Source organism: Oceanobacillus damuensis (assembly GCF_001618145.1).
In the GTDB taxonomy this organism is placed as follows: Bacteria; Bacillota; Bacilli; order Bacillales; family Amphibacillaceae; genus Oceanobacillus; species Oceanobacillus damuensis.
On sequence record NZ_KV392042.1, the window covers coordinates 55,572 to 81,945 of the forward strand.

20 protein-coding genes, 1 pseudogene and 1 riboswitch are annotated in these 26,374 nt (G+C 36.3%); of the genes and pseudogenes, 12 read left to right on the forward strand and 9 right to left on the reverse strand.

The window, feature by feature from the left end; translation table 11 throughout:
• Nucleotides 1–131 precede the first annotated feature (131 nt).
• Nucleotides 132–869: an SDR family NAD(P)-dependent oxidoreductase gene (locus tag A4245_RS00315; RefSeq protein WP_067724547.1), complete on the forward strand. Its 738-nt coding sequence runs from the start codon at nt 132–134 to the stop codon at nt 867–869.
• Between the two features lie 905 nt (nt 870–1,774).
• Here the strand turns inward: A4245_RS00315 and A4245_RS00320 are convergent.
• Nucleotides 1,775–2,728: a zinc-binding dehydrogenase gene (locus A4245_RS00320; protein WP_067724548.1), complete on the reverse strand. Its 954-nt coding sequence runs from the start codon at nt 2,726–2,728 to the stop codon at nt 1,775–1,777.
• 115 nt (nt 2,729–2,843) lie between these two features.
• Nucleotides 2,844–3,578 (reverse strand): SDR family NAD(P)-dependent oxidoreductase, encoded by a 735-nt coding sequence (locus tag A4245_RS00325; protein WP_067724550.1) that lies wholly within the window; start codon nt 3,576–3,578, stop codon nt 2,844–2,846.
• Nucleotides 3,579–3,729: 151 nt separating this feature from the next.
• Here A4245_RS00325 and A4245_RS00330 point away from each other — a divergent pair, with 151 nt between their 5' ends.
• Nucleotides 3,730–4,314 carry a TetR/AcrR family transcriptional regulator gene (locus tag A4245_RS00330; protein WP_067724553.1) on the forward strand — a complete coding sequence of 195 codons (585 nt, stop codon included), beginning with the start codon at nt 3,730–3,732 and terminating at the stop codon, nt 4,312–4,314.
• A gap of 173 nt (nt 4,315–4,487) precedes the next feature.
• Nucleotides 4,488–5,819 (forward strand): annotated as a pseudogene (locus A4245_RS00335) (PQQ-dependent sugar dehydrogenase).
• A 17-nt stretch (nt 5,820–5,836) separates the two neighbouring features.
• On the opposite strand, the gene A4245_RS00340 reads toward A4245_RS00335, so the two are convergent.
• The gene (locus A4245_RS00340) at nt 5,837–6,403 is read right to left on the reverse strand and encodes a hypothetical protein (protein WP_067724555.1); all 567 of its coding nucleotides are present in this window, start codon (nt 6,401–6,403) and stop codon (nt 5,837–5,839) included.
• Nucleotides 6,404–7,167: 764 nt separating this feature from the next.
• Here A4245_RS00340 and A4245_RS00345 point away from each other — a divergent pair.
• The gene (locus tag A4245_RS00345; protein ID WP_067724557.1) at nt 7,168–8,448 is read left to right on the forward strand and encodes an aconitase X; all 1,281 of its coding nucleotides are present in this window, start codon (nt 7,168–7,170) and stop codon (nt 8,446–8,448) included.
• Nucleotides 8,445–8,861: an aconitase X swivel domain-containing protein gene (locus tag A4245_RS00350; protein ID WP_067724559.1), complete on the forward strand. Its 417-nt coding sequence runs from the start codon at nt 8,445–8,447 to the stop codon at nt 8,859–8,861. Before A4245_RS00345 ends, A4245_RS00350 begins: the two co-directional genes overlap by 4 nt.
• 69 nt (nt 8,862–8,930) lie before the next feature.
• On the opposite strand, the gene A4245_RS00355 is transcribed toward A4245_RS00350, so the two are convergent.
• From A4245_RS00355 to A4245_RS00365, 3 genes are all read right to left on the reverse strand, one after another.
• Nucleotides 8,931–9,734, reverse strand: coding sequence for a MetQ/NlpA family ABC transporter substrate-binding protein (locus tag A4245_RS00355; protein WP_067724561.1), 804 nt, complete (start codon nt 9,732–9,734; stop codon nt 8,931–8,933).
• 600 nt (nt 9,735–10,334) lie between these two features.
• Nucleotides 10,335–10,450: riboswitch (SAM riboswitch) on the reverse strand.
• A gap of 592 nt (nt 10,451–11,042) precedes the next feature.
• Nucleotides 11,043–12,086, reverse strand: coding sequence for a 5-methylcytosine-specific restriction endonuclease system specificity protein McrC (mcrC, locus tag A4245_RS00360; protein WP_067724563.1), 1,044 nt, complete (start codon nt 12,084–12,086; stop codon nt 11,043–11,045).
• On the reverse strand, nt 12,083–14,560 hold the full coding sequence (locus A4245_RS00365) for an AAA family ATPase (protein WP_067724565.1): 2,478 nt from the start codon (nt 14,558–14,560) through the stop codon (nt 12,083–12,085). Before A4245_RS00365 ends, mcrC begins: the two co-directional genes overlap by 4 nt.
• A 391-nt stretch (nt 14,561–14,951) precedes the next feature.
• On the opposite strand from A4245_RS00365, the gene A4245_RS19915 reads away from it, so the two are divergent.
• Together A4245_RS19915 and A4245_RS00370 are read left to right on the forward strand one after the other, a co-directional pair.
• Nucleotides 14,952–15,116 (forward strand): hypothetical protein, encoded by a 165-nt coding sequence (locus tag A4245_RS19915; protein WP_157087613.1) that lies wholly within the window; start codon nt 14,952–14,954, stop codon nt 15,114–15,116.
• 51 nt (nt 15,117–15,167) lie between these two features.
• Nucleotides 15,168–15,575 carry a hypothetical protein gene (locus tag A4245_RS00370; protein ID WP_067724566.1) on the forward strand — a complete coding sequence of 136 codons (408 nt, stop codon included), beginning with the start codon at nt 15,168–15,170 and terminating at the stop codon, nt 15,573–15,575.
• 172 nt (nt 15,576–15,747) lie between these two features.
• On the opposite strand, the gene A4245_RS20720 is transcribed toward A4245_RS00370, so the two are convergent.
• Together A4245_RS20720 and A4245_RS20725 are read right to left on the reverse strand one after the other, a co-directional pair.
• A complete protein-coding gene (locus tag A4245_RS20720) occupies nt 15,748–15,828 on the reverse strand; it encodes a hypothetical protein (protein WP_267886886.1) in 81 nt (26 codons plus the stop codon).
• Nucleotides 15,829–15,875: 47 nt separating this feature from the next.
• A complete protein-coding gene (locus A4245_RS20725; RefSeq protein ID WP_067724568.1) occupies nt 15,876–16,064 on the reverse strand; it encodes a 2-hydroxycarboxylate transporter family protein in 189 nt (62 codons plus the stop codon).
• A gap of 312 nt (nt 16,065–16,376) precedes the next feature.
• Here A4245_RS20725 and A4245_RS19485 point away from each other — a divergent pair, with 312 nt between their 5' ends.
• The 5 genes from A4245_RS19485 (at nt 16,377) to A4245_RS00395 (ending at nt 20,824) form a co-directional block, all read left to right on the forward strand.
• Nucleotides 16,377–16,511 (forward strand): YvrJ family protein, encoded by a 135-nt coding sequence (locus A4245_RS19485; RefSeq protein WP_084268606.1) that lies wholly within the window; start codon nt 16,377–16,379, stop codon nt 16,509–16,511.
• A 382-nt stretch (nt 16,512–16,893) separates the two neighbouring features.
• Nucleotides 16,894–17,622, forward strand: coding sequence for an AraC family transcriptional regulator (locus tag A4245_RS00380; protein WP_067724569.1), 729 nt, complete (start codon nt 16,894–16,896; stop codon nt 17,620–17,622).
• A gap of 209 nt (nt 17,623–17,831) precedes the next feature.
• Nucleotides 17,832–19,205 (forward strand): MFS transporter, encoded by a 1,374-nt coding sequence (locus A4245_RS00385; protein ID WP_067724571.1) that lies wholly within the window; start codon nt 17,832–17,834, stop codon nt 19,203–19,205.
• A 64-nt stretch (nt 19,206–19,269) separates the two neighbouring features.
• Nucleotides 19,270–20,121 carry a creatininase family protein gene (locus A4245_RS00390; RefSeq protein WP_067724573.1) on the forward strand — a complete coding sequence of 284 codons (852 nt, stop codon included), beginning with the start codon at nt 19,270–19,272 and terminating at the stop codon, nt 20,119–20,121.
• Between the two features lie 475 nt (nt 20,122–20,596).
• Nucleotides 20,597–20,824, forward strand: a complete 228-nt coding sequence (locus A4245_RS00395) for a YdbC family protein (RefSeq protein ID WP_067724575.1) — start codon at nt 20,597–20,599, stop codon at nt 20,822–20,824.
• Between the two features lie 35 nt (nt 20,825–20,859).
• Here the strand turns inward: A4245_RS00395 and A4245_RS00400 are convergent, their stop codons facing one another.
• Nucleotides 20,860–25,998: an AAA domain-containing protein gene (locus A4245_RS00400; protein ID WP_067724577.1), complete on the reverse strand. Its 5,139-nt coding sequence runs from the start codon at nt 25,996–25,998 to the stop codon at nt 20,860–20,862.
• Between the last annotated feature and the right edge of the window lie 376 nt (nt 25,999–26,374).

Here is a 26,374-nt window from a genome sequence, read left to right on the forward strand (position 1 = left end):
AATAGATTTGGGTTGGTATATCTAGTAGACGTTAAAAAAATGTTTGGATTACCTCATTTAAGGTAAGATTATTAAAGATGTAGTGCTCTTTTTAATATTGATGGATTTATATATATAAAGGAGGATAAACAATGGGTAAATTACAAGATAAAGTAGCTGTTATAACTGGTGGAGTATCTGGTATCGGTGCTGCAACAGCGCGTTTATTCGCTGATGAAGGAGCAAAATTAGTTTTAGCGGACTTTAATGAAGAAAAAGGTGCTTCTTTTAAAGAGGAGTTGGAATCTGAAGGTGCAGAAGCAGTTTTCGTAAAAGCTGATGTTACGAATGAGGAAGATGTTAAAAATATTTACGATACAGCATTATCGGCATTTGGCAAAGTTGATGTTCTGTTTAACAATGCTGGTATCGGTGCTGTAAAACCTACAGAAGAACTAACATATGCGGAATGGAGAAAAACCGTAGAAGTGGACTTAGATGGTGTGTTTTTGGTTGCACAAGCTGCAATCAAAGAATTCTTAAAAGCCGGCGGCGGTGTTATCGTTAACACAGCTTCTATGTATGGCTGGGTTGGATCACCCGGCAGTGCAGCATACAACGCAGCAAAAGCTGGTGTTATTAACTTAACCCGATCTCTAGGTTTGGAATATGCAGAGCGCAATATCCGTGTCAATGCACTATGTCCGGGATTTATCGAAACACCAATCTTAGGTGAAACAGATAGAGAATTCCTGACAAACGCAACACCGATGAAGCGTTTGGGTAAAGCGGAAGAAATTGCAAAAGCTGTATTATTTATGGCTAGTGATGATTCCTCTTTCATGACTGGTAACTCCCTGATCGTTGATGGTGGATATACAGCACAATAATAGAAAATAATATAAGGGAATCCATTTTGAATTATTCAGAGTGGATTCCTTTAAATGCTTTACGATAAATAAGATAATTTAAAAAGCTCACCATCGTTGATGTATTAATGATTGTGGGATTTGTTATGTTACAGCATTTTGGCATGCAAATTCACCATATAATCGGTTTTTTCAATCACTTATAATACTTTCTCTCTAGTTGAATCTTTAATACCTTTTTCGTTAATTATAACTCTCAAAACCGTTTTAAATAAGACACCAGCAAGTTCGCCAAGTCCTTTAATGTATAATTCTTTTTCATCGTACTTCCTCTCCTGATTGTTCTTCTAAGTTAGATAGAATAACTTTTTTGGTTATAGATCTATTATATCGGGGAATAAAACTGTATTTGGCTTAAGTGCAAACAATTTACAAGGTGTTATGGGAGCTGTGCTTGGAATGGTTACATCAACATAGTATGTGCAGTAATATTACTCGTGGGCTATTATGACAAATTTCTAGCCAAAATAAAGAAGGGGCTATTAGATTGCTTAGCCGACAGGTAATCAGTCATGTTAAGAGGGCGCTTCGTTTAGAATAGAGGGTCAGTCCCCACCACGTTAAAGCGATAGCGAAGGGTGGGGCTGACCAGCCTTATGAAGCTGGAATTTCTAGAAATCTATAAAGTAGATAGTAGAAGGTCTAGAAGGTGAGGAAAATAATCATTAAGAGAAATTCAACCTTATATCAATCTTATAAGGCATATGATAAATAAGGAGCCCAGCATAGAGGTGTTTTAAGTTGTTTGTACACTGCTTTATTATATTTACAAGAATGAAAAGAAAAATCACAGACTTATATTTGCTCCCCTTTAGTAGTCAGATTCAAAAATAGAAATCTGATTACAAAAAGGGGAGGATATTATGTTATTTTTCTAAATTTGCCACAAGTCTTCCAGTTACTTCGTGTCGCTCGAGCTTTAGCAATCCTTCATATATTTCATCAAATGTAATTTCGGAAATCGTTGGCTCGATATCACCAGAAGCCATCAGTTTGTATACTTCCGCAATATCGTGCCCGTCACCGCCAACACTACCTTTTAATGTTGCAGCTTTTAGAATAAGAGGGTCGGTATTAATCGTTGCTTCTAACTTACCCATACCTACTAAAACAACCGTTCCTCCTGGTGCAATTACATCGATTGCACCAGCAGTTGTCGTGCCAAATCCAGCATAGTCAACAATTAAATCTGGTGCGATATCTGCTAATTCACGAACATCTTCGAAGACTTCCTTTACACCAAGTTCTTTTGCTAGTTCACGTGCTTTTGGACTAACATCTACTGCATATACATCGATGCCTTTAACAACTGCTGCACGGGCAGCAATCTGACCGAGTCCGCCGATTCCGATAACGCCAACTTTCATTCCAGGTTTAGCTTGACCTGTTTGGAACATTGCGTGATAAGAAGTCATACCAGCATCTGTTCCTGCTGCAGCTTGTGCGAAGGAGATTTCGTCTGGCATTGGAACTAAATCTACAGCCGGTGCGGAAACAAGATCAGAATATCCACCATCATAACCGTAACCTGGACCCATACCTACTTTACTTACTGGACAAACGCCAACACGGTCCCCAACTTTATAGTCTGTTACACCTGGTCCAACTTCTTTAATGACTCCAGCAACTTCATGTCCCATAATAATAGGCGTATGTTCAATTATGTCAAGCCATTTCTTATCGCGTAATGCACCTACATCCGAGTGACATAGGCCCGCTGCTTTTACTTCAATGACGACGCGCCCTTCTGTTGCTTTTGGATCTGGTTTTTCCACAAGTTTTAGTGGTTCGTTTGTAGTTGTAAACTCCCAGCCTTTCATATCTTATCCCTCATTTCTAAAAATTTAATAACCTATATTATTAGTCTATCGAATTGTCAATATCTACGTCAAAGAACCCGTTTACAATTAAAAACTACATGTTTATCGTAAAGAATTAAATTGTATCTTTCCCACCATCAACAATGTAAGTTTGTCCAGTCACATAAGAGGCTTCATCTGATGCTAAGAAACAAGCGACATTTGCAAGTTCAGAAGGTTCACCAATTCTTCCCATCGGAATGGCTTCGGAGTATACGTTTAACATGTCTTCGTCTACATCTTTTAAAATACCAGTGTTAACTACCCCTGGAGAGATTCCGTTGACACGAATGTTATCACGAGCATAATCGTGACCAGCCTGACGCGTTAACATGAGAACGGCACCTTTTGAAGTAACATAGGCTGGTGATCCCGGAGTAGCATGTTTAGATGAAATAGATACGGTATTCACAATGGAACCGCCGCCATTTTGTTTCATATAAGGAACAGCATGTTTTATACCAAAGAAAGGACCATTTATATTGATGCTGATTACTTTATTCCATTGTTCTTCTGTATATTCCTCGATATTTGCATATGCTCCAATAATACCTGCATTGTTACATAAGATATCGAGTTTGCCAAACGTAGTTACTGCTGTATCAATCAGATTTTTTACGTCTGCTTCTTTTGAGACATCCACTTTTACAGCTTTTACGTTGTCACCAAACGTTTTTTCTAAGTCAAATATATTATCTGTTATATCTCCAGCAACCACTTTGGCGCCTTCTTTAACAAATTTCTTTACCATTGCGTAACCGATCCCAGAGGCAGCTCCAGTTACTACAGCGATTTTGTTTTCTAATTTCATAAAAGATTCCTCCTTAATTTCGTTTAAAATACCCCACAACTTCAATCTAACATCTACTGGGAAAAGTTAGATAAACAAAAATACTTCAAATGAAGCTTTAACAACAGTTATACTAAGATTGTTGAGTATTTTTCTAATAGGAGCTGGACATATGGAAATTAAAATTGATCGAAGAGTTAAAAAGACGAAACTCTCTTTGATAAATGCATATATTGATTTAATTGAACAGTACTCGGAACATGAAATTACGGTATCCATGATTGCGCAATATGCAGATTTGAATCGAGCTACCTTTTATGCGCACTATTCAAACAAGGAAGAGTTTCTGGAAGAGGCTTTGTGTGATGTGTTAGAGGGTTTTAGAGAAGCCATTTTGTCCCCATTTGAAAATAAAAATACGATTAATGTTAATTCTCTAGCACCTACAACTGTTCAAATATTTGATTATATCGAAAAGAATAAACGAATGTTTTATGCATTGTATACGAGTCGTTCCGATTTTAAAAAGCGTATCGAGGAGTTGTTTTACGATATTTTTTCCAAAGATATTCTAATTGAGGTGCATTCCACAGTGAGTAAGATAGATTATGACATGTTTTTACATTACCAATCGAATGCCACCCTAGGATTAATTTTTTATTGGATTCAAGGTAAATTCCAATATTCGGCGAAGTTTATGATGGAACAGCTTACTGTTCTTTCTAATGCTCAGGTAGTGGATTTGAAGAGAATATAAGACGAGATAATGGATAGATGGAGAGGTGCATTTTGACACGGTACCTTTTCCTCCCTCTAACAGTTTTAATCATACTCTTATAAAAAGGAAACAATAAGAGGAGGTTAAGATAGTTGAAAGCCGTTAACGTTAGATTACAACCCATTGTAAGTAATATTAATTTACCCACAGTCTTGACATCGACCATACTTCCAGGTGATTCCATGGAAACATTATTTGTGGCAACCCAAGTAGGAGAAATATTTTACATAGGGAACCGCGATATAAGGGTATTTTTAGATATTCGCTCTTCAATAATAGAACTAGGTGCTGGTGGTGGATATGATGAACGGGGATTGTTAGGACTGGCATTTCATCCGGAATTTTATTATAATGGTTTGTTCTATCTTCATTATTCGGTGGCTGGAACACAAGGACAGGGGCTCTTCCTAAAGCCTTTCATCCTGACCCGTGTGATCCGAATACGTTAAATTTAAAGTGGGTAAACAGAGAATCGTTATATGATCATATTGATACCGTTGAAGAATGGGGTTTACAGGTTAATGGTATGCCTCAAAAACGACGTACATTACTTAACCTAAGAAGACCATTTTCCAATCATAATGGTGTTAATAGTTTAAACTTCTCGCCTGAAACAGGAAAACTTGCGCTAACAACTGGAGATGGTGGATCAGGCTATGATCCATTTAATTTAAGTCAGGATAATATGGAAATAGCCGGTAAAATCATTGAAATCGATGTGAGCAAGAATACATTGATCAACAACCCACCCCGTTGTTACACGTTTTAATGAACTTCCCGCAACGATTCAGGATACACTTACCGTAATGGCCAAAGGGGTTCGCAACATACCGGGGATTTCGTTTCAACGGGTTGATAATCGGTACATGAAATATACGGGGAATGTCGGACAGGACTTTGTAGAGTCAATTTTTTCATTCGGAAGTTATCAACCAATACCGGTTACGCAGCTTCTCGATTCTGAAACTCACCAGCAAGGATTGGTTAACTTTGGCTGGCGAGGATGGGAAGGTGTTTTTCCTACGTCGATTCTAAAAGGCTGCAATCATAATTCGTCCATAGATAAGAAGACAATTTCTTATTATGATGAAGCAGTAGCACTTTCAGCGAGTCGTCTTCAGCCTTTAACTAGTTATTTTCATCAAGATAAAAGACCCGATAAGTTTGAAGGAACTGCACTTACAGGAGTGCAATCCTATATGGGAACTGCAATTCCAAGTTTAACAGGAAGTGTTGTATTTACCGATATCGCAAGGAAAGAATCTCAATCTCCGGATAGAGGTGCTTTAGCCTATACCAGAGTGAGACCAGACGGTAAACAAAATGATTTTGGTGTGATCCAAACCGATTATGATTTTGGGTCACAATCTGCTTATTATGTTAGTCTGGGAACGAATCTGAATCAAAGTCGGCTATTTTTAGGGGTTTACAACTCTATGCTAGTGACTGATTTTAACCAGGGTACCATTTTTGAGATAGTTTGATGAACCAGAGAGAATTACTAAACAATCATCATCATTTTTATCCTTTTGAAAATGATTAAAGCAACCTCAACCCATAACCAGCTATAAAGGAAAGCAAATAAAGCAATACCTCCAATTGTTAGAAAAGAAAAGGAATAATCAGAGGCGACTGGGCCTAAAACTGGAAAGCGGAAAATATATAGCAGAATTATAATCCCCAGCATTAAAACGATTGCACCAGAAGCAGTCATACTTATTCTCTTTCTAAAAATGGAAAAAGCTGCGCCTATGCCAAGTCCTAACAATCCTGTAGTAAAGGGAAATATAATTAGTTCAGTTGGCTGTAAGATGAATAACAGCATAATGGTCAGAAAATAGGTCATTACTCCAAATCGAATAGAAAACATGGAACATAGCAAGATAGGTGCAGTGGCAAGCGGACTTATCAAATATCCTATACCTGGTAGAAAACCCCCTGAAGCCTGGAGAATAGCGGCAATACAGGCAAAAATAGACACTATAAGGAGCTTCCTTACTTTTTTATAGTTGCTGAATATTTCTTGAGACAAATGAACTTCATCAGAAATAGATTTAAAAAAATACAACTTCCCACCTCATTTTTAATAATTTATATGTTCTATACATTATATTTCTATTTATCAATGGTGGAACTTATGATTGTCCAAAGATTCATATCTTTAATCAGGTGCCTGTCCCCCCATAGCTTTAATCCTGTAAAGCGGTGGGGGACAGGCACCAATTTTGTGGAAAAACTCCCTCACCAAGGTCAACATAACCATTTTCTTCAAGTACAGTTGTATCAAAGGTAAATAATGTTCATTAATCAGTTTATTTTCATCCGTCCATAAATTTCATTTCATTGAAGTATTACAAAATGCGATAACAACGTGGTATAATAGGAAATTAAAAGTGAATATTGATATATTTGTAATAGATTCAATTTTAGGAAGGTGTCTAATTGGGAATACAAATAGCATTAGTCTATATTACTCTAAAGTTAAGTGTGAGGGAAAACTATAATTAACTAAAGTTAAAAACTAAGGTTTAATTAAACTCTTGAGAAATTGGAATATTTAATGTGAAATCCTAACAATGTGAAATATAGATAAAACTAAGGCTATTTGAGTTAGGAAACTTAGTAGTTCAAAAGATGATTTCTGCTAATTTAGTGGTAGGAATACCCTACAGAATTACTAATGATGATTTTAGTGAAGTTTCAGAGAAGCTAGGTTGTCTCTAGGTAATGTAAACCATAGGGGTTGGGTATATTGACATTCTAGAATAGGTTTTTTCTAGTCATTTATAGGATGAATAGAAAGCCTAAATATAAAATACGAGGAGGAATTTTATGAAACTGAGTCCTGAGGAATCTTATATGCTAAGTGGGGAAGCTGGGCCTGCAAAGCAATTTGCGATGAATATAATTGTATCAGTTGGAAAGGCGCTTGGGGCGCCATGCCTACAGGAGATAACGGCTGCTCACGTCGTCGATACTTTGATGACTGGTACTGGAGAGACCGGCCCTGATTTTGCTCGGGCGCTTGCAAAGAAGGGTGCAAAAGTTGCAGTTCCTACAACCATCAATGTCGGTAATGTTGATGCAAAGCACCGTTGTTTAAATGTACCAACAAGCGAGCATGATTTTGAAACGTCTCGAGAAGTTATGCGGATTTTCCAAGAAATGGGCTGCTCACCTACATATACTTGTGCTCCGTTCCAAGAACCCGAGAATCAATTGCAGTTCGGGGAACATGTTGCTTGGGGAGAATCGAGTGCTGTTCCATATGCGAATTCGGTATTTGGTGCTCGAACAAACCGATACGGGCACTTCATTACATCTGCTGCTGCCATTACAGGCAGGATTCCATTCAGTGGGTTACATTGTGAAGAAAATCGGCGCGGGCAAATCGTTTTTAACGTGGACCACCTTCCTAAGAAGTGGTTGGAAAATAGCCTGTTTTATCACATATTCGGCTATCAAGTAGGAAAAATCGCCGGTGAACGAATACCAGTCATTTCAGGGTTTGATCACGATATTTCCAAAGATAATCTCAAAGCGTTCGGAGCAGCTGCAGCAACTTCCGGCGGCATTTCAATGTACCACATTGTAGGCCTAACACCTGAAGCGCCGACTCTTCAAGATGCACTTCATGGTGAAGCGCCAGAAGAAATAGTAAAGATTGAGACTGGAGATTTAACGCAAACATACAAGGAACTCTCTATAAATGAACGTGGTACTCCGTTAGATGCCATTTGTTTAGGGGCGCCGCATCTTTCTGTTGATGAAGTAGGGAAAGTATATGAAATACTGGATCAAATTGGATGGAACCTTCAAGTTCCATTGTATATTTCCATGAGCCGACGTACGCTGGAGATAGCCGAGCGACGAGGTTGGGCGGAAAAATTTAATGAGGCGGGAGTTAAAATCGTCGTCGATCGTTGTGTTTATTTCCCTGGGATCCTCTGGAACGACGGATTAACAATCATGACTGATTCAGCTAAGTGGGCTCACTATGCACCTCGGTGTATTTCTGCAAAAGTCACGGTAGGCACACTGGCTGATTGTATTTCTTCTGGAAAGAAAGGTCATGTCGTTATGGAGAATGGTTTGGAGGAGGATGCAGTGTGAAGGAATTTCAAGCCAAGGAACTTCTGTCTGGAACAGTAGAAGCCCAAACATTGACGTTAGGTGCACCGCTTAGTCTTTGGGATGGAATCGATAGCAGTGAAGGAATCATAATTCAAGGGGGGCATCCAAATGAAGGGCAAAGTATAGCAAACGCTATTCTTGTTATTTCTCACGGTCTTAGTGGTGCAACCGGCGGTGGTTCATTGACGGAATGCTTTAGAAAGGGAAATGGTCCAGTTGCTATGATTCTTCCGGAAGCAGAGCCAATGGTCGTCGCAGCATCGGTTGTTGCAGGTGAACTGTATAATAAACAGATTCCTATCCTTCAAGTAGATTCGGAGGATATCGTCCGAATTCCAAATGGGGTACAAGCGACGATTATGAATGGCGTTATTGCTTTAAGGACAGAGTAGGTGAAAGGGACAATTCCAAACATAGAGCTAAAAAAGCAAGCAACCAGAATAGTTGCTTGCTTTTATCTGTTATTCCCAGCCAGGTAACAATGTTCCGCCAAAAACTTCCTCAATCTTATCTTTTACTGCATCTGATTGATAGGCATCTACAAGCTTTTGCACGGCTGGATCATCTTCGTTTTCAGCACGTACGACGATGTTGACCGTATATGGCGAATCTGTTGATTCTCTATAAATAGAGTCTTCTATTGGATTCAGGCCTGCTTCAAAAGAGTAGTTTGAATTGATTGCTGCAAAATCAACTTCGCTAAGCTGCCTAGGGATCTGTGCAGCTTCTAACTCAATAAATTCAAGATTTTTAGGATTTTCAACGATATCCATGACAGATGGGTTGGTTTCTTCTTCATTGACTTTAATCAAACCAGTTTCTTGCAACATTAATAATGCACGAGCACCGTTTGTTGGATCATTTGGAAGTGCGAACAATGCGCCGTCTTCCACTTCGTCTATACTTTCGTATTTCTCTGAGAAAATTGCCATCGGGTTAAGAAATGCTGCCCCTACAGGTACAAAATCTGTACCATGGTCCTCATTATATTGGTCTAAGAAAGGGAGGGTTTGATAGATATTTGCATCTAAATCGCCTTCCTCTAACGCAGTATTCGGCATAATGTAATCACTGAATGTCATAACTTCAATTTCTAATCCATCTTCTGCTGCAATCTCTGCTACAAATTCTACAATTTCCGCCTGATCTCCAGCCATCGAACCTACAACTAATTTATCCTCGCTTAAAGTACTTGTATCCTCATTACCACATGCTGCAAGTGTCAATGCAACTAAACCAATAATAGCTAATAATAATTTCTTCATGTTTATAACCATTCCTTTCGCTCGCTCAGGCACAAAGCGCTAAGAAATATACTTGTGCTGAGCAATTTTTTAATTATTCTAGGATTATAGGGAATCTCAGTTAACTATAAATCATATAGAGGTGAGTGGGCCATTTCGCTGGAGGAGTGACCGCATGTTTATATGTATAAATTGCCTTTTCTAGTACGCAGGCTTATCTATGTATAAACATTACTCTTTTATTGCTGACAATCAGTCAATGCTGCTCCATCCCTATATATTCTAAAATGGAGAATCTTTTATGGGTTTAAAAATTGTTTATCCCTTTTGTTTTGGAAATGATGTCCACAAAACCTTTGTCGTTGCGTGTATTGCTTCTACGAACAATAAAGGAGTTACTACTTACAAACGCCATGGCTTTCAACATTAAGGATGTTTTTATGGGATCTACCGGGAAACTTTTTAACGTATTAGAAGATTCCTATAACATCACGTTTGCACATAATATGTATATTTTGTTTTATTTAAGACTTACCTCCCCCAATTTTTTAGTTGATGATAATAAATAAAAAACCTCTCCTTTTAGTAAAAAGAGAGGTAGTTATTTTCATAGATATTCCTCTCTTATCTCTCAAAACAAAAAATGTTTTGCTGGAATTAGCACCTTTCTATGCATTGGATACATAGAGGGTTGCCGAGCTTCATAGGGCCAGTCCCTCAGCTTCTCTGGATAAGAGGTTATTTAATTGTTATCATCAAGATAAATAATAAGTTACAGGATATGTCGAAAAAAGTCAATCTCTTTACTGAAATTATGTATCAAGATTTTCTTGGTGAGTTTTTAACACCGATAGCTTAAATGAAATAGCGAAACTAAATATTAATCGAAGTGTAAAAAGAAATATTCTAAAGATAAACTGCCCTATCAATTAAGACTGTTGCATCAAGTTGCAATGCCTTTTACTTTGCGTTGGAATAAAGGGCTCACAGTCCCCCACCACGTTAAAGTGATATTGAAGCGGGCTGACCCAATAACCTAGAGGTGAAGTCCACTATGAGTAAGATAGATTATGATATGTTTTTACATTATTAAACGAATGCAACCTTGGGATTAATTTTTTATTGGATTCAAGGTAGATCAATATTCGGCGGAGTTTATGATGAAACAGCTTACTGTTCTTTCTAATACTCAGGTAGTGGATTTGAAGAGGATATAAAGAGAACCTTAGAAACAGGTGCCTTGTCCGATTAGCTTTTAGTTTAAACTATGGGACGATGAATATAACTGTCCCCTTGGACCTAGAGTAGTGGGGACAGGCATCTTTTAAATTAACTACCATTTAATAGAAAACTTTCAACCAAAATGTTGAGTTGGTCTGAGAGATTAGAGAAATCGGTATTCATATCCAACGTTTTTACCCCTATATGGTTTCCACTTAATGAAAATTCATTATCCGGTATAATATCCTCATCCGTCATTGCATAAAGTAAAACCCCACTAACATTACCGGAATTGTTACAGTCTTTATTTTTTACGTACGCAAATATCTGGTACATATTGTGAGAGTGAAAGCTTTTGCTATTATAATAACTATTTGATTGCATCGTATGCTGGTAGTATTTCGTATCTATAATAAGAGTCTTTTCTTTATAAGTAAGAGTAATATCCGTTTTCATAACAGGAAGAAACTCAATCATCCCTTGATCAACATCCCAATCAATATGAGAAGCGGAAGCATTGAATTGTGGAAAGTGTTTTCGATAATATTCCAGTACAAACTTCTCAAAAAGTTGATGCATTTTCTGATCATCCACAAATCTGGCTAATTTATGAGTACCCTCTTGTTCTGTTAGTAGTAGGCCTTCTATAACTAAATAGCATATATTAACGAGCATTTTATAGGTAGCATTGTTTCGATGGTATCTAATGCTTGACCACTGAATTCTTCGATAATCTATTTGGTCAACATTAGAAAAGTACAGCAATACTTTCTTTAAATCCTTTTTATGCTTATTTGCAACTTCTGGAGTCTTAATTAATAGTAAAGCGGTAGTTTTTAGTATTTGATTCATATAGGAATTTTCCGTGTACTCATCAAAACTACATACCAGTTGTTTATTAATCATGGTTTGTTGTTTTACGGAAAACGCAACATTGATTTTACCTCTTGGGGACCTAAGGGACTCTGTGTTATCAACATAGTCCTTAATTAATCCCCGTTTGATTTGAATACTGATGCCCTTAGCTAGTATTGCAGCAAATAAATCAGAAGCATATTCAAAGTGCTCTGTTTCTAACTCTGCATAGTTTCTCTTATTCAATACCTGGAATGCATAAGCAAGCATATGATAAATGTTTTTTATTCGGATCATTTTAGAGCACCACGGAGTCGATTTGTCCATTGTTCTACTTTAGACGGCTCATCAAACCAATATTCATCTAATAAAGGTATTAATTCATACTCTATTACCGATGATAACCATTCATCTGTTATTTCTTCATCAGCACATAAATAGCTGTGACCGATCTGAAATCCACTACCTAATGATTCATCATGCTTAATGTAGTTATTTAAAGCTTTTATTTGCTCAACAAGTGGACCAAATTTTGTATTATTTATCTCACTCAATATTTTCTGAAACCCTTCAGAATCAAATGCAGGTTCTAGTTTAAAGAAAGCAAATCTTCTTCTTAGTGCATAATCTAGCATGGCCAGACTACGATCTGCCGTATTCATCATTCCAAGAATATATACATTTTTAGGAACGGAAAACAATTGATTGGCATAAAGAAGACGCAATTTTTGACCACGCTTATCCTTTTCAAGTAACATCAGTAGTTCACCGAATATTTTACTTAGATTACCTCGGTTAATCTCGTCTATAATAAAGAAATAATCCCGATTACTATCTTTTTCAGCTTTTTTGCAGAACTCATAAAATGGTCCTTCTGCAAGCTCAAATCCATCATTCGTTGGGCGATACCCCATAATAAAGTCTTCATAACTATAACTTTGATGGAATTGAATCATCATTACTCGACTCGTATCTTTTTGACCCATAATAGAATAGGCAAGTCTTTTAGCAGAAAAGGTTTTTCCTACACCTGGAGCCCCTTGTAATATGACGTTTCTTTTCTTTTTCAGAAGATTTACCAATTTATAGTAGCGCTCTTTATCTATGAATACTTCATTAAGAAAATCTTCTTCTGTATAAGGATCATAATCAACTTCTCTTTCTTCAGTATCATCATCGTCTTCATCTATAAAAAGATCCTCCAGCTTTCGCACATAATCGGTATATGAGGTTATATCCGTAAGTGTCTTATTAACAGCCTTACCGGGATGTTCCCATTCTCCATTTTCCTTCCAATCCACTTTATGGATATGCTTGTACTCATCCCGAGTTGGATCATACATATACTCCGATTCAACTATGCCACGTCCGATTACTTTTGACGTTCCTTTTTTAACATAAATGGTATCACCTGGTAATAATTCATTAGCAAATTGCCATGTTGCATGAGCAGCATTCATAAACGTGTATTCTTGTCCGTATAATTCTTTCATTTTGGATTTCATTTCCTCTTTTGATGAAAACTGACTTAAATCACCCATCTTATCCCAACCAATTCCCATAATATCTTGAGAGTAAAATTCCTCCCACTTGGAAGCACTATGGCCAGGCGAATAAATCCAGTATCTTTTTTCCTTTTCGTTCACTACATCAGAAGGAGGTGAGGAATCTTCTTCTCGTTGCTTCTTCATTTTATCTACCCATTTGATGAATATGTCACTAGCTATTTCATCATCCATATCAGCAGTTTGTCCCTTTTCAGTTAGTGACCACATACCTCGAATTGAATTATCTATGTAACCGTCATAGACCAAATAATTTCTTGCAAAGGCGACTTCGTTATCGAACTTTTTCACTCCGCTTCTTCCACGAGTTTCATTCACAATTTCATCTGTGAGACTTAGGTCAGCTGCTATTTGATTACGAACTTCTTCTGGAGTACCAGAACCACCTAGTTCTTTTAGTGCATTTATAAGTGGAACAAACCATTTAAGAAAGCTTGCATTCGACTTTTTTCGATCGATTTCTTTAGGAGATGGTTGTTTCCATGCTGCGAATGATAAATTAGGAAAACTTTGATGCGGATTATCCTCTGTTTGAAAGGTATCCTTGAAATAATTAATTAGTTTTATGTAATCTTTGGCATTAGGTAAGTCCTTTAATTTTGATATCTTTGTAATATACTCAGAATAATAGCTATTTTTTTGTAATAAGTATGTTCTATTTCTTTCATCTAGGTTTAAATAAAAAAATGGACGAATCCAATAAAGTCCCATTGTTAGATTCCATTTAACCCCTTGCTGTTTTCTTACTTTATCATAACTATCAGTGAACTTTTTCTTTAAATCTGCAGATTGGTGATCTGCGTACTGTATTGCTGTTTCGAAGACATTCCAAAGATTTGGAATATCTTCTGGTCCTCTTTGATTTTTATATGCAAAAAACCATGCTTTCATATTGTTTAAAACAGGGATACCATTAAAATCAGTTGGAACAGGGGACTGAACACCAATTTTACTACTGATTCCTTCAGCTATCGCAATACGATTTTCGTTTGTAATTCCTTTGTTAAAACTACCGAAAACAGTGAATGGGCAGATGTCATCAATGGATTTCCCGTTTTCAGTAAAAGGGTAGCGTATATCCAAACTATTATAGACATCTTCTAATTTAGTTAAAAGTTCTGTTCTTTTTTCTTTGTATTGTAGAAGTTTATCAGCAAATTCCATGTAAAAATTAGACCATGAAAATGTTGGATTATCTGTTTTCATTTTTTACACCTCTAATCTTTTATAATAATATAGACTATACTAATAACATGATTTGAACATTTATACTAATTTCTATTATAAGGTTTTATGCTATTAAATAAAATGAATAGGTGTTAAGAGGCTTTCTGGTAATTTCATAAAAATGTTGCAAGTACCAAGGATAGAGACTTACTTTCTTTTTATCTAGGAAATTAGCTGAAATCAATTTATAAAGCTAGAGAGCGGTGGAACAAGGTTCTGTGATCAATGGATAACTTCTAGACAGTCAGCCTTGTTACTTGCAGTTGGAATTTTCTAAGCAAATACATTCTAATAAGAGATATAATAGTCTTAACAATCAAATATCATGAGTCTAAGTATAAGTAAAAGCAATGTACTGGGAGGGGAAGCTATGTCTAAAGATAAGAAAGTGCAGCTGGAATCACAAATTGATGGATGGCTACAAAGAGAAGACGAGGAGGATGAAGCGGATTTTAGGCAGGAATGGGTGAAGAAAGGTATAGAATTGTATGAACAATTTAAAATGTGTCGACTTTCCGATCAAGAAAAAGCATAGACTTACCATTCTCTAGCCGAATTGTATTTAGAGTATTGGCGCTCTGAGAAAATGATCGGTGGAAATAAACAAAGGGCTTTTACCTATTTACAGCGTGCGGCAAGTACCTCATCACAAAAAGGTGATACATTTTATCATTTAGCGTTTTTGGCTGAGGCGATGACATCTGGCAGAGAGCGATGGGAATCTTCTGCGTTTTATGCAAAAGAAGCAATAGAACGAGGAATTAATCTAGATAATCTGATAAAAGTGTGGTGTCTGTTGGGGAAGGCCTACCATGAATTGGGACTAAAAGAAGATGCAGCAAGGTGTTTTTCTGAATCCAAAAAGTTAGATAAAGATGATAATCATGTTCGATTTAGGGACAAATATAGAAAAAAAGAAAAGAGCAACATGAATTTCGCACGTTCAATCAATCGGGACAACGTATATCGAAGAGAGCCTATCAAGATGAATTAATTGAACGAAGCAAAGGGAGCGCGTGTTTTGTGCTTGGACGAGAGCATGGGCGGAAGTGTGGACTACAGTGTGAACCCCAATTAGTTGGTCATAAACAGTCTTAGCCTTTTCTTTCAAAGGGATCCCTATAGTCCGTGCAAATCTCTGCCTGCAAAAAAGATTCTCTATTCCATTAAAGTAAGTTCACAAAGATATCGGCCAGAAATAAGATCAGCGCCGTGCCCAACGTAGATGAAATTTGAAAAAATGGCATTAACTCTATTCTTTTGGCTGCTGCTAAAACAGAGACGTCTCTAGTTCCTACGATGATAATGTATTTAAGGGTAAGCGCATGAATGATGCATTAAGGCCGGTAAACGTAATTCCAATCCCAACTAATAGCGCAAATGTCCAATTCTTTACAACGAATTGATACCATGCACTTGATCCGTCCACAATCATTTTAGAAAGGATACCGGATATTTTTAGAATTGCTAATAAGATACTCATCAATGCAAAGGGATGAAGAGGAATGAATTCTCCCAACTGGAAATGAAACTATTACATAAACCGGCTGCATATATACAAGAAACAATGAATATAGCAGAAACAGGAAAAGATAAAAGAGTAAAATAAAAGACTGGCCGAACATGTATCGCAGACCATAGGTGGAAGAAAAAAAGGCACAGACCCCCACCATGTATTAGTGAGGGAGGGACTGACCCCCATAAATATGGGGCTTCAAGAGTGCAGGAGCTTCGTGATGACCAAAACAGACCAGTGGGCTTGGCCGCTGGTCTGTTTTGGTCAGGGGGAGTACACATGGAGACCTGGATATTATTCTTTACAGAAGTCGGCTTCCCAATCGCGGCAACATTTTACCTGCTTCATCGCGTAGAGGGAAAGCTGAACCAATTGATTGAATTAATTCAAGCGTTGCCAGAGAGAATGAAATAGAACCGAGTCGTGCAGTGGTAAGCTATTAACGATTATCATACCTGATATAATTATTCATATATTAAATAAGAAGATATATCCTATAGCGAAATAGAAATGTGAAGGATAAAACGGAATTTATATTTTTTATAGTTTTATCCTTTTTATATCCTCATCACTATTTTTAATCAGTAACCTAAATAAAGACATAAGAAAATACCTACCTGTATCTTGGAACAGGTTCCGGATAAAGAATCAGTCCCCTACCACGTTAAAGCGATATGTTGGACTAATCCTATATCCTGACCCTCTATACATTCATTTAGGGTTTTTATTGTAAGAGAGTATAGATAATTAAAGAATTTTTTATTTTAGCAACTTATGCAGCAAGGAGAAACCATCTATGGAATCGAATAGCAACTCCATGAATCAAAGAATTGAAAATGATCATCAATCTAGGGAAGCTCTTCTTCAAGCAATCCTAACTTGCGATACAAAGAAAATGGACTACTATAAGCAGGAATTAGTGAAGATCTTAAAAGAGGATACGTTAAATATTTTTAAACGCGTACCTGGGAACATGCTTCGTTCCTATAAGAATTTCCTGCTGTCACATAATACCCTTTATAGTTATAGTGCTGAAAAAGGGGGGCTCAGCGCTGCGAAGTCTCACTTTATTTCGGAAAAATATGCCATTATGATCGAACATACCGACCAAATCCATAAACTCGATACGATTCATCTGAACATGATTGATGAATATGGAGACCCCTCTATTCGTTACGATAAAATAACGAATCCAAGTATTGCGGATAAAGCGATTCATTATATTGAGACAAACTTTGCTGAAGAGTTTGTGATAGAAGAGATGGCTCATGATTTACACGTCCACCCATCCCATCTCATGCGTTCGTTTAAGAAAGAGAAGGGGACTACCATTAGCCATTGGCGTAATCAAAAGCGGATTAAAGAAGCAAAGGAACTCCTTATTCACTCAAATCTTTCGATAACAGATATTGCCATCATGGTTGGATTTAATAATTCTCAGTATTTTTCTAAAATATTTAAGAAAGAGGAAGGAGTCACGCCTAAAGCCTTCAGGGAAGCACATTTAAACAGAATTAAAGAATAGTTTGTTTTGTTTCCAGTATCCCTCCTAACTCATATATGCAATTTTAGTATAAAAACAGGAAATTTTAGATTAAAAATATTGTAAGCATTTACATTATAATTAGTCATATAACATTAAAACGCTTTCATATTTCTGACAAGTTATTTTGTTTACAAAACAAAGTAACAAACATGCATAGATAGAAAGAAGTATTAACAGGAGGGGTTAAGATGAAACAGAGAAAGTTTGGTGTGCGAGACCAGGTTGGCTATGCTTTAGGAGATATTGGGGGTAGCTTTATTAATTTATATATAGGAGGTTTCTTTCTATTATTTACAACCTCTGTATTAGGGGTAAGCCCTTACTTTATGGGGACATTATTTTTAGTTTCCAGGGTATTTGACGCGTTTACCGATGTTATTATGGGATCCATTCCAGACCGCTTTAAAATCGGGAAAAGTGGGGACAAGTTCTTACCATATATTAATATATCCAAATGGTTCTTAGCGGCTTCTGTATTGTTAGCGTTTGCTGATGTATCAAGTTGGGGTTCAGCGGCGACGCATGTGTGGGTAGTATTTGTTTACTTATTTTACGGCATTGCTTATACCGCTGATTCAATTCCTTATGGATCACTTGCAGCGGTTATTACGCAAGATCCAATTGAACGTACAAAGTTATCGCGTGCACGTGCGGTTGGTGGGATGATTGTCGGGATTGGGGCCCTTTCTTTCGTTCCAATGTTTATCTATGATAGTAATGGAGCAATTATCCCAGATGCATTCTTCATTATCTCGATTGTCTTTGCAATTTGTTCATTGCTTGCGTACACAGGTCTGGTGAAGCTTTCAACGGAACGTGTGAGAGATGACAATCCAGCTGGTAAGAAAATAGACTATAAATTTAAAGATGCTTTAACAGCAGCACTGAAAAACAGACAATTAATCGGGATGATGGTAGCTTCTGTTGGTTCGTTAATTGTTATCAATGGGGTAACCCAATTAGCTCCGATCGTATTTGCTGAGTACTTCGGTAGTCCAAGTGCCTTTGCAATTAACTCGTTTGTACAAATAGGGTTTATATTAATCTTATTCCTTATCATACCAAAATTAGTAAAATCATTTGGAAAGCGTAATCTAGTGATTGTAACATCTGTATTTAGTATCATTTCAATGGTATTCCTCACCTTAGTTCCAATTGAGAACGTTTACCTTTATATTGCAGTTTATAATACCGGTATGATAGCGAACAGTGTCTTTGTTGTGATTGTATGGGCACTTGTCGCAGATGCATTGGATTATACAGAGTTGCAAACTGGAAAACGATACGATGGAACGCTTTATTCGATTTATTCCTTCTCCCGCAAAGTTGGTATGGGGGTTGGATCTGCATTAGGTAGTTATTCCCTTGGTTGGGTAGGATATGGTTCTGAATCTGCTTCACAATCACAACAAGTGGCAGAAGGAGTCCTTCGTATGTATAATGGCTTACCAATTATTGCGTTTGCATTAATGTTGATTGGTTTATTGTTCATCTTTAGTTTAAACAGTCAGAAGACAAATGCAATGTATGAAGAACTAGAATTGAGAAGGAAATCATCATAATTCATTTACTAGAGAGGAATACTGTTAGGATTCCTCTATCATCAAATAGATAGGAGAGAGAAACATGCGCACAAGATTTTTATCGAAACTAACAAATGGGGAAGTAGAAGAGTATCTGGATAGAAATGATCTTATCTTTGTACCAGTCGGTGTAACAGAAACACATGGCGCATTGCCATTAGATTCAGAAACGGTTTTGGCAGAAGCGTTTGCCTTGAAAATGGCGGAGGCTGCGGATGGACTGGTTCTGCATAATCTCCCATATTTCTTTGCGGGAGCAACACCTACTGGACGTGGGACCGTACAAATGACAACAAAAGACGGTGCAGCATACTTAGATCGGATTGCACAGTCATTATTGAATCAAGGGTTCAGAAGGCAAGTGTATGTTACGTTACATGGGCCTGCATATTTAACAGTCGGTCCAATGATCCGCGACTTTTTCGACCGTACCAAAGCACCTGCTCTTTATATGGACTTAATGGTGACAATCGGTACGGTAAAAGATTTATCGTTTAACTTCTTTGAGAAGTTCAATGATATGGCAATCGGCGCATATGATATTTTAGGTAGATTGGAAGATGTTCCACTTAATGTACCTGAATCCAATTCTGTTAGCTATGATGTGGAAAAAGTAATGAAAGCAAATGCGGACAATCCAGCATCGCCCCTTGGAAAATATGCATTGCAATCTGGTGCGGTTGGCTATTATTTTGACCAAGCTTCCGATCACTTATATACACCACTACTGAAAACGCCAGATGAACGTAAAACCCATGCCAACTCTGGTGTTGCGGCGATCAATGAGATTGTCGAAGGGTTAGATATGCCTACGGTTGTGAAACAGTTGAGGGAAGTAGATGAATATACGCAAAATGTAAGTATGAAAAGATATGGGGACTGGCTTCCAAGATAACGCTTAAGGGACGGTAAATAATACCGTTCCTTTTACTATGTGCGTCAGGCATAGCGACTATCTTGGTGGTGAATGTCCAATTTATAGTGCTTCGCTACCATGAATGCACGTAAGATAAACTAGGGGAACGTTTCTGTCTCCATTAATTTTTAAGCACGATCAATCTGAGACAATGAATCTAGTTCTATCCCTTAAAGGTCAGTCCATGTATTAGCGACATTTATGGAAAAGTGGAACAGATACAAGATAATGGAATTCATGATTCAATTAATGACATAGGTGATAAAGTAGATAATATATCATTCAAATTAGACTTAATGGATTAACAGGAAATATATTGATATTCGTCAATGTTGACTGTTGGTAAAAGTATAAACCTATAATCCGCAAAAAGAAATTTATTTATTCAATCAACTGGAAAATAATCTATATTTATTGTATCATCGCATTTATATTAAATTAGGAAGTGAATACTTTGGCTGAAATAAAATACGACATAATCGAAAACCTCGCAGTATTGTCAGAGGGTAATAAGGGATGGAAAAAAGAACTAAATCTAATAAGTTGGAATGAAAGGGAGCCAAAATACGATATACGTGACTGGTCAGAAGATCACAAAAAGATGGGAAAAGGAATTACTTTTTCACTTTCTGAGCTCCAAAAGTTAAAAGAGTACTTAAACAATATGCCAGAATTAGAATAAAAAAAGGAGCCCGTTTACTTAAAGGCTCCTATATTCTATTTCCTTTTTTCACGCTTCATTTTTGCAAACCATGCTGGTTTATAATTCGTTAAGCTGTGTCCCTTTTCCAGGTATCGGAAAATAGTATTCGTTCGTTTAAAGTCTTCTATAATTGGAAGTAACTCTTCGCCACCTATTAACCAAACAGTTTCGGAAATATAGCGATTATCGATTATTTGATAGCCAGCATTTTTTAGCTCTTTTAACATTTGAGAAGGTGTCTTTTGAATCTGATTGTCTTCATTTGTTGCATTTTTCTTCTTATCTAATTCAGTGTTCACTATTGGTTGGTTATCATTTACTTTGGTTTCTAAGGTCATACTCCATACCGGTAAGCCGTCCGAAATAGGGAAACCTTTTTCATGAAAAGTAAATGAATTATTTCTTGGCGCAATGTTTTCAAGCTCTTTTCTTAAGACTTCAGTACCTGCAACATATATTGTGTTTGATGGAGGATTATCTTGTAATACTTCAAATCCCTTTTTTCTTAATAACACTATATATTTTTCGTGTTTTGGATTTAGAGTATTCTCGTTCCTATTAATATCTTCATTCAATCCTTCATCTTCCTGATGAATTAAAGGTTGCTCGTCTTCGTTATGTTCTTTTTTATTTTTAATGGAAACCATTTCTTCAAAGTTAACTAAATTGGAATCATCTTCTGTATTTCTGCTAGGTACCTCTATTTGATTGTAATTGTCTTTTTCTGATGTAGTTACTTCTGTGGTAGCGGCAAGTTCATCAAGTATATTGTCTTCACTTTCTGCTTCTTTCCATTCTAAAAATGGCTTAATTCCCATCTCTTCAAGTGTTTCCCATAAACTTTCAAGTGACTTTACAGGATTATTATAGTAGGTACTTCCAAGAATTCTCCAGAAAGTCCATCCTGCACGTTGTAGCACACGCTCTCTTAGAAAATCTCGCTCACGATCTTCAGGTGAAGTATGCCAATAATCACCATCGCATTCTACAGCTAGTTTCGTTTTCTCGCCCATTACAACTAAATCAATAAAATATCCAGCAACATTATATTGAGGGATTACACGAAATCCTTTAGAAGTAATACTATCAAATACACGGCGTTCAAAATCACTTTCGCATTTTGATCGGTTTGATTCTGTTTCTTCTTTTAATGGGTCCATCACGTATGAAAGAAGTTGATAACGCATGCAATCTCTATTGCTTATATCGTTCACAGTAATAGAATGCATTAACCATAATTGATCTTTAGCACGGCTGACAGAAACATTAAATCTTTGACGAGCTTTTTCATCAGCTAATGATGTAATACGAGTAGCCCCTTTTGCCGCAACCATTGTCAGGAAAATAACGTCACGTTCATCACCTTGGAAACTGTAAGCATCACCGCAAATAATTTTTCGTTCTTCAATTAGCTCAGCGCCAATCTCATTGAGTAGCTTTGTTTGAATAAGAGTGGCTTGTCCAGAACCGAGTAATGAAATCACACCAATTGTTTTACCATCGTACTTCGGATTATTAATACAATTTTTAATCTCTTGGACGATTGCATCTGCTTCAACTTCATTTGTAGCATTTTGTGATGAACCGACACGTACACCATGTGGTAAATAAACAGATTTAATTGGTTCTAATCGGTTTGATGGATATTGTCTTAACGGGACAAGTGGTTTGTCCTGATATGAAATTCGATTAGAAAACCCTATTATCTCTGGCATACATCTAAAATGTTCTCGTAAAGTAATGGTATCTTTAAACATGATGTAACAAATGTCAAAGAACGAATTTTTTAAGTTTAGGTCTGAACCAAATGGGAAATTGATATCTTTAAAATATTTGCGTTGTAGTTTAGTGACATCGTCATCATTAACCCCTATGATTGTAGGACTAATTTGTTTGTCATCTCCGACAATAATCATTTTTTTCGCAATATACTTTAGTAAAAGCGCGTCATGCCAAGATTGACTTGCTTCGTCAATAATAACAACATCAAAAAGGTTAGGCTTAATCTCAAAATGATCAAATACCTGGCTTAGAGGCATTATCCATGCTGGAATAGCATCAATGCAATACTCCATATGTTTTTGGGCTTCTGCTCGGTATTTTGCTGCATTTTTACCTGTTCCTTTTCCAATATTCCCTACTGATTTTACCCAAGCTTTCAAGTGCTTATTTTGAGAAACAGTCATGGATTGGAGCATATTAATCCAGGCTTTCGTTGTTCCCGTTTCAGTAATTGTCTCACTTATTTCCTTATCTATATCATCAAATTTCTCAGAAACTTCACTTTCACTTCTAGAAGAGAATTCGTCAATCCAATTTTTGGCTTGTTTCCATTCAAAAGCCTTCTGCCAAACTAGCAGCCGATTTTCCCATACAGGATCATCATATGTCTTTTCTAACGTTTCTCCTAAAGAATGAGATTCTTTCTTTAAATGCGTTATTATATCATTTAATGTGTTATCCCGTTTCATTACCTCTTGATAATGCTTATATAAACTAATATTTTTCTGGGTACTTTCAACTTCAAGAGAAGCTATATCATCGATTAAATCTTTATATAATGGATGTGTTTCTTCTGATATTAGTCGAATTAATTCTTGTTTAGCACTCTCAAGGTAATCCCTGTTATTTCGAATTCCAACCTCTATTTCATAAATAGTTATATTATCAAGGATTTTTGAAACCTTTTCTTCATTAAATGAATCTCTTGCTAAGAACGTAAACTTACTAAGAACAGCTTCTCTCCACTCGTTAACTTTCTGTGCTTTAGAAAGCTGATCAATGGCATTTTCGTATTCACTCAATAAAAATAAAGCGTTAGGTAATTCATCGTTAAGGAACCTTGGTACTAATAATTCTTTAATTTGTTCCTTAGCATGTCTTAATTGAGCGTATGAATAGAGTATCTCTACCTGCTTATTGTTTTTTATTGTTGAGCCATTATATTTAACTTGCTCTAATTGGGTTTTATATTCACGAACAATCTTTGGTTTAATAAGGAAGTTTCCTAAATTACCACCATTTTGAATATGTGCATATAAGTCTTCTGCCATTTTCCTAACTTCAGCTGTAGAAAGGCTTCCTGTATCAAAAAGTTGCTCATCAGCTTCGTCATTATATTTTTGAATTACTTGAAGGTGTTTTTTTGCATTATTTAGTATTTCTTGCCACAAATTCCCCTTGTTCATAAAAATTTCATTGATTACAATTTCTAATTTCGGATAGCTATTGTATAGCAATGGACGTTTAAGCTTGTTCAATTCTTGTAATTCAATCTTCAAAGATTCTCTTTCACTATCAGTTATAGTCATCAAATTATTTTGAATGGTTTCAATCGAAAGTGCTTTAATGGAATCTTGTTTAGCGTTTAATACTAGAATTTCTTTAATTGATTCTATTATTTTATCTACCCTGATTGTTTCCGGTATTGTTGGATAGCCAAATTTATTATATTCTTCAGGGACATCGAAGGGCATTTGGTTTAATTCGAGATAATCGGATACAAGTTGTTTTTCTTTTTCCCAAAATGATTCGGGAGTATCCCTTGTTACATCCGAGGAATACCAGCTGTATAAGTTAGCATTACCATTTACTTTTTCAGCAACTTCTTTTGCAGTTCCTTTATATACCGAATTAAAATTATGTGTATAAGTCTCTGCTTCACGAATTTCAAATAACTTGGTTTTCGTTATGTTTAGCTGTTGTTTTAGAGATTTGAGCTTCAATTCATTCTGTTCAACAAGTAATTTGTTTTTAGTTAGATCAAATTGCTCCTTATTTATCGATATAGTACCAACTACTTTCTCCAAATCCTTAATTGCAGCAGAATCTCCTCCAAGGAGACTAACGGTAAGATCTTGTAACTCAGGAGGAAGTTTCTTTTTTAAAACACTTAAGGCTTTAGCTGTTTGACTAGTAATTAATATTTTTTTACCAGAAGCAAGTAAGTGTGATGTTAAATTTGCAATGGTATGAGTTTTACCAGTTCCGGGCGGTCCTTGTACAAGTACGCTATTATTACTGCTTAAGGTTGATATAATACGACTTTGTTCTTCATTAGAAGGTAGAGGGAAGTAAAATTCCTTTACTGAAAACTCGTTTTCGTTATTAGCTGTACCATTTTCATTGTCCTGATCGACATTTTCAGGACTTAGAAACATATTTTTTAAATTACTTGGTATTTGAGAATCATCCGTTAGATGCTCTAGTTGTTGAACAGCATTTTCACATGCTTTTTGAAAGCCTTTTTGCGTCTTTTTTCTTAATACCAATGCAGGACTAAGAGAAATTAAAGGTGTATTAATTTGTCCAACAGTCGGTATTTCGAGTGTATCATTGTAAGCACCACGTGAATCAAGGGCATTTGAAATATTCTCCAAGATATTTTCTAACTGGGGTATTAACTCACTTTCTGAGTTGATTTCTGTTAATAGGCGTTGAATTTCTTTACTACCATCGCCTTGTAATCTATTTTCAACTAATAACATATCCTCTTCATATTCAAAAACTTTTCCTTTTGAAGTATGAGTAACAAAAAATTCAGCTTTCTCTTTATTAAAATGAAGTTCTACAGGTGAAATTAAAGCGTGGCGCTCCACAGAATTTTTACTATTACTTTTCCACTGTAGTAAACCAATACTAAGCACGAGCTCTACTGATTCTGAATTGTTTTGTATATATTGGAATATCGTAAATAGCTTGTCATAAAGGTCTTGTATTTTTCTAGCTCGCTTGGACTCGATAGCATATGCATCCCATTTTTCTTCAATGAAATGGTCTATTTCCATTTGTATTTCAGGTAAATCTGAAAGAAAAATTTCAGTTTCTACTACCTCTTCATCTATAACGTTTTCTTTCAGGATAGACTTCTGAATTTTGTACGAATAGTTTCTATTATCGGTAGTAACCCAATCTTTTATTTTAGTAGGTAATTTTGGCTCGATTGGATGTTTAGGTCTTTTTACATATAACCAATCTTCCGTATTATCCCGAAATGCATCAATACATTCGGGTTCATTGGGGATATCTTTGCAAAACCATAAAACTTCTTCGTACTTTTTATAACTCATTACCGGTTTTTGCCGCAGTTGAGAAAGTTCATTTAAATATTGAACTAATCTTGTTACTCTCGTATTTAATGACACCTCAGTCATATAAACCCACCTCTTACAATATTTCCATTTGATTGGCATCATTTTAATTTTAGCACAAGTATAAAATAAGAAAAAATTTTTGTAGTAAAATTGTCATATAAATTTTTACAATTTAGTAATGTTTTAAGAGGTTGTTCAAAGAGTTCGGAGAAAATGTACATTGAATTTCATTGTGGCTTGTTTTTCGGCTCTTAGCGAAAATGTGACCGGTTGTTGTATATATGTTTTAGAAAAATTAAATGATTAACAGGGGATACTTTCACTTGAATCAGAGGGGAAGAAGGGGCAGGCAAAGCTTGTTTTAGTTCAAACTACGAGACGATGAACCTGTCCCCGTGGACTTAGTTCAACAACGTATAGTGGAGTAAGAAGACCT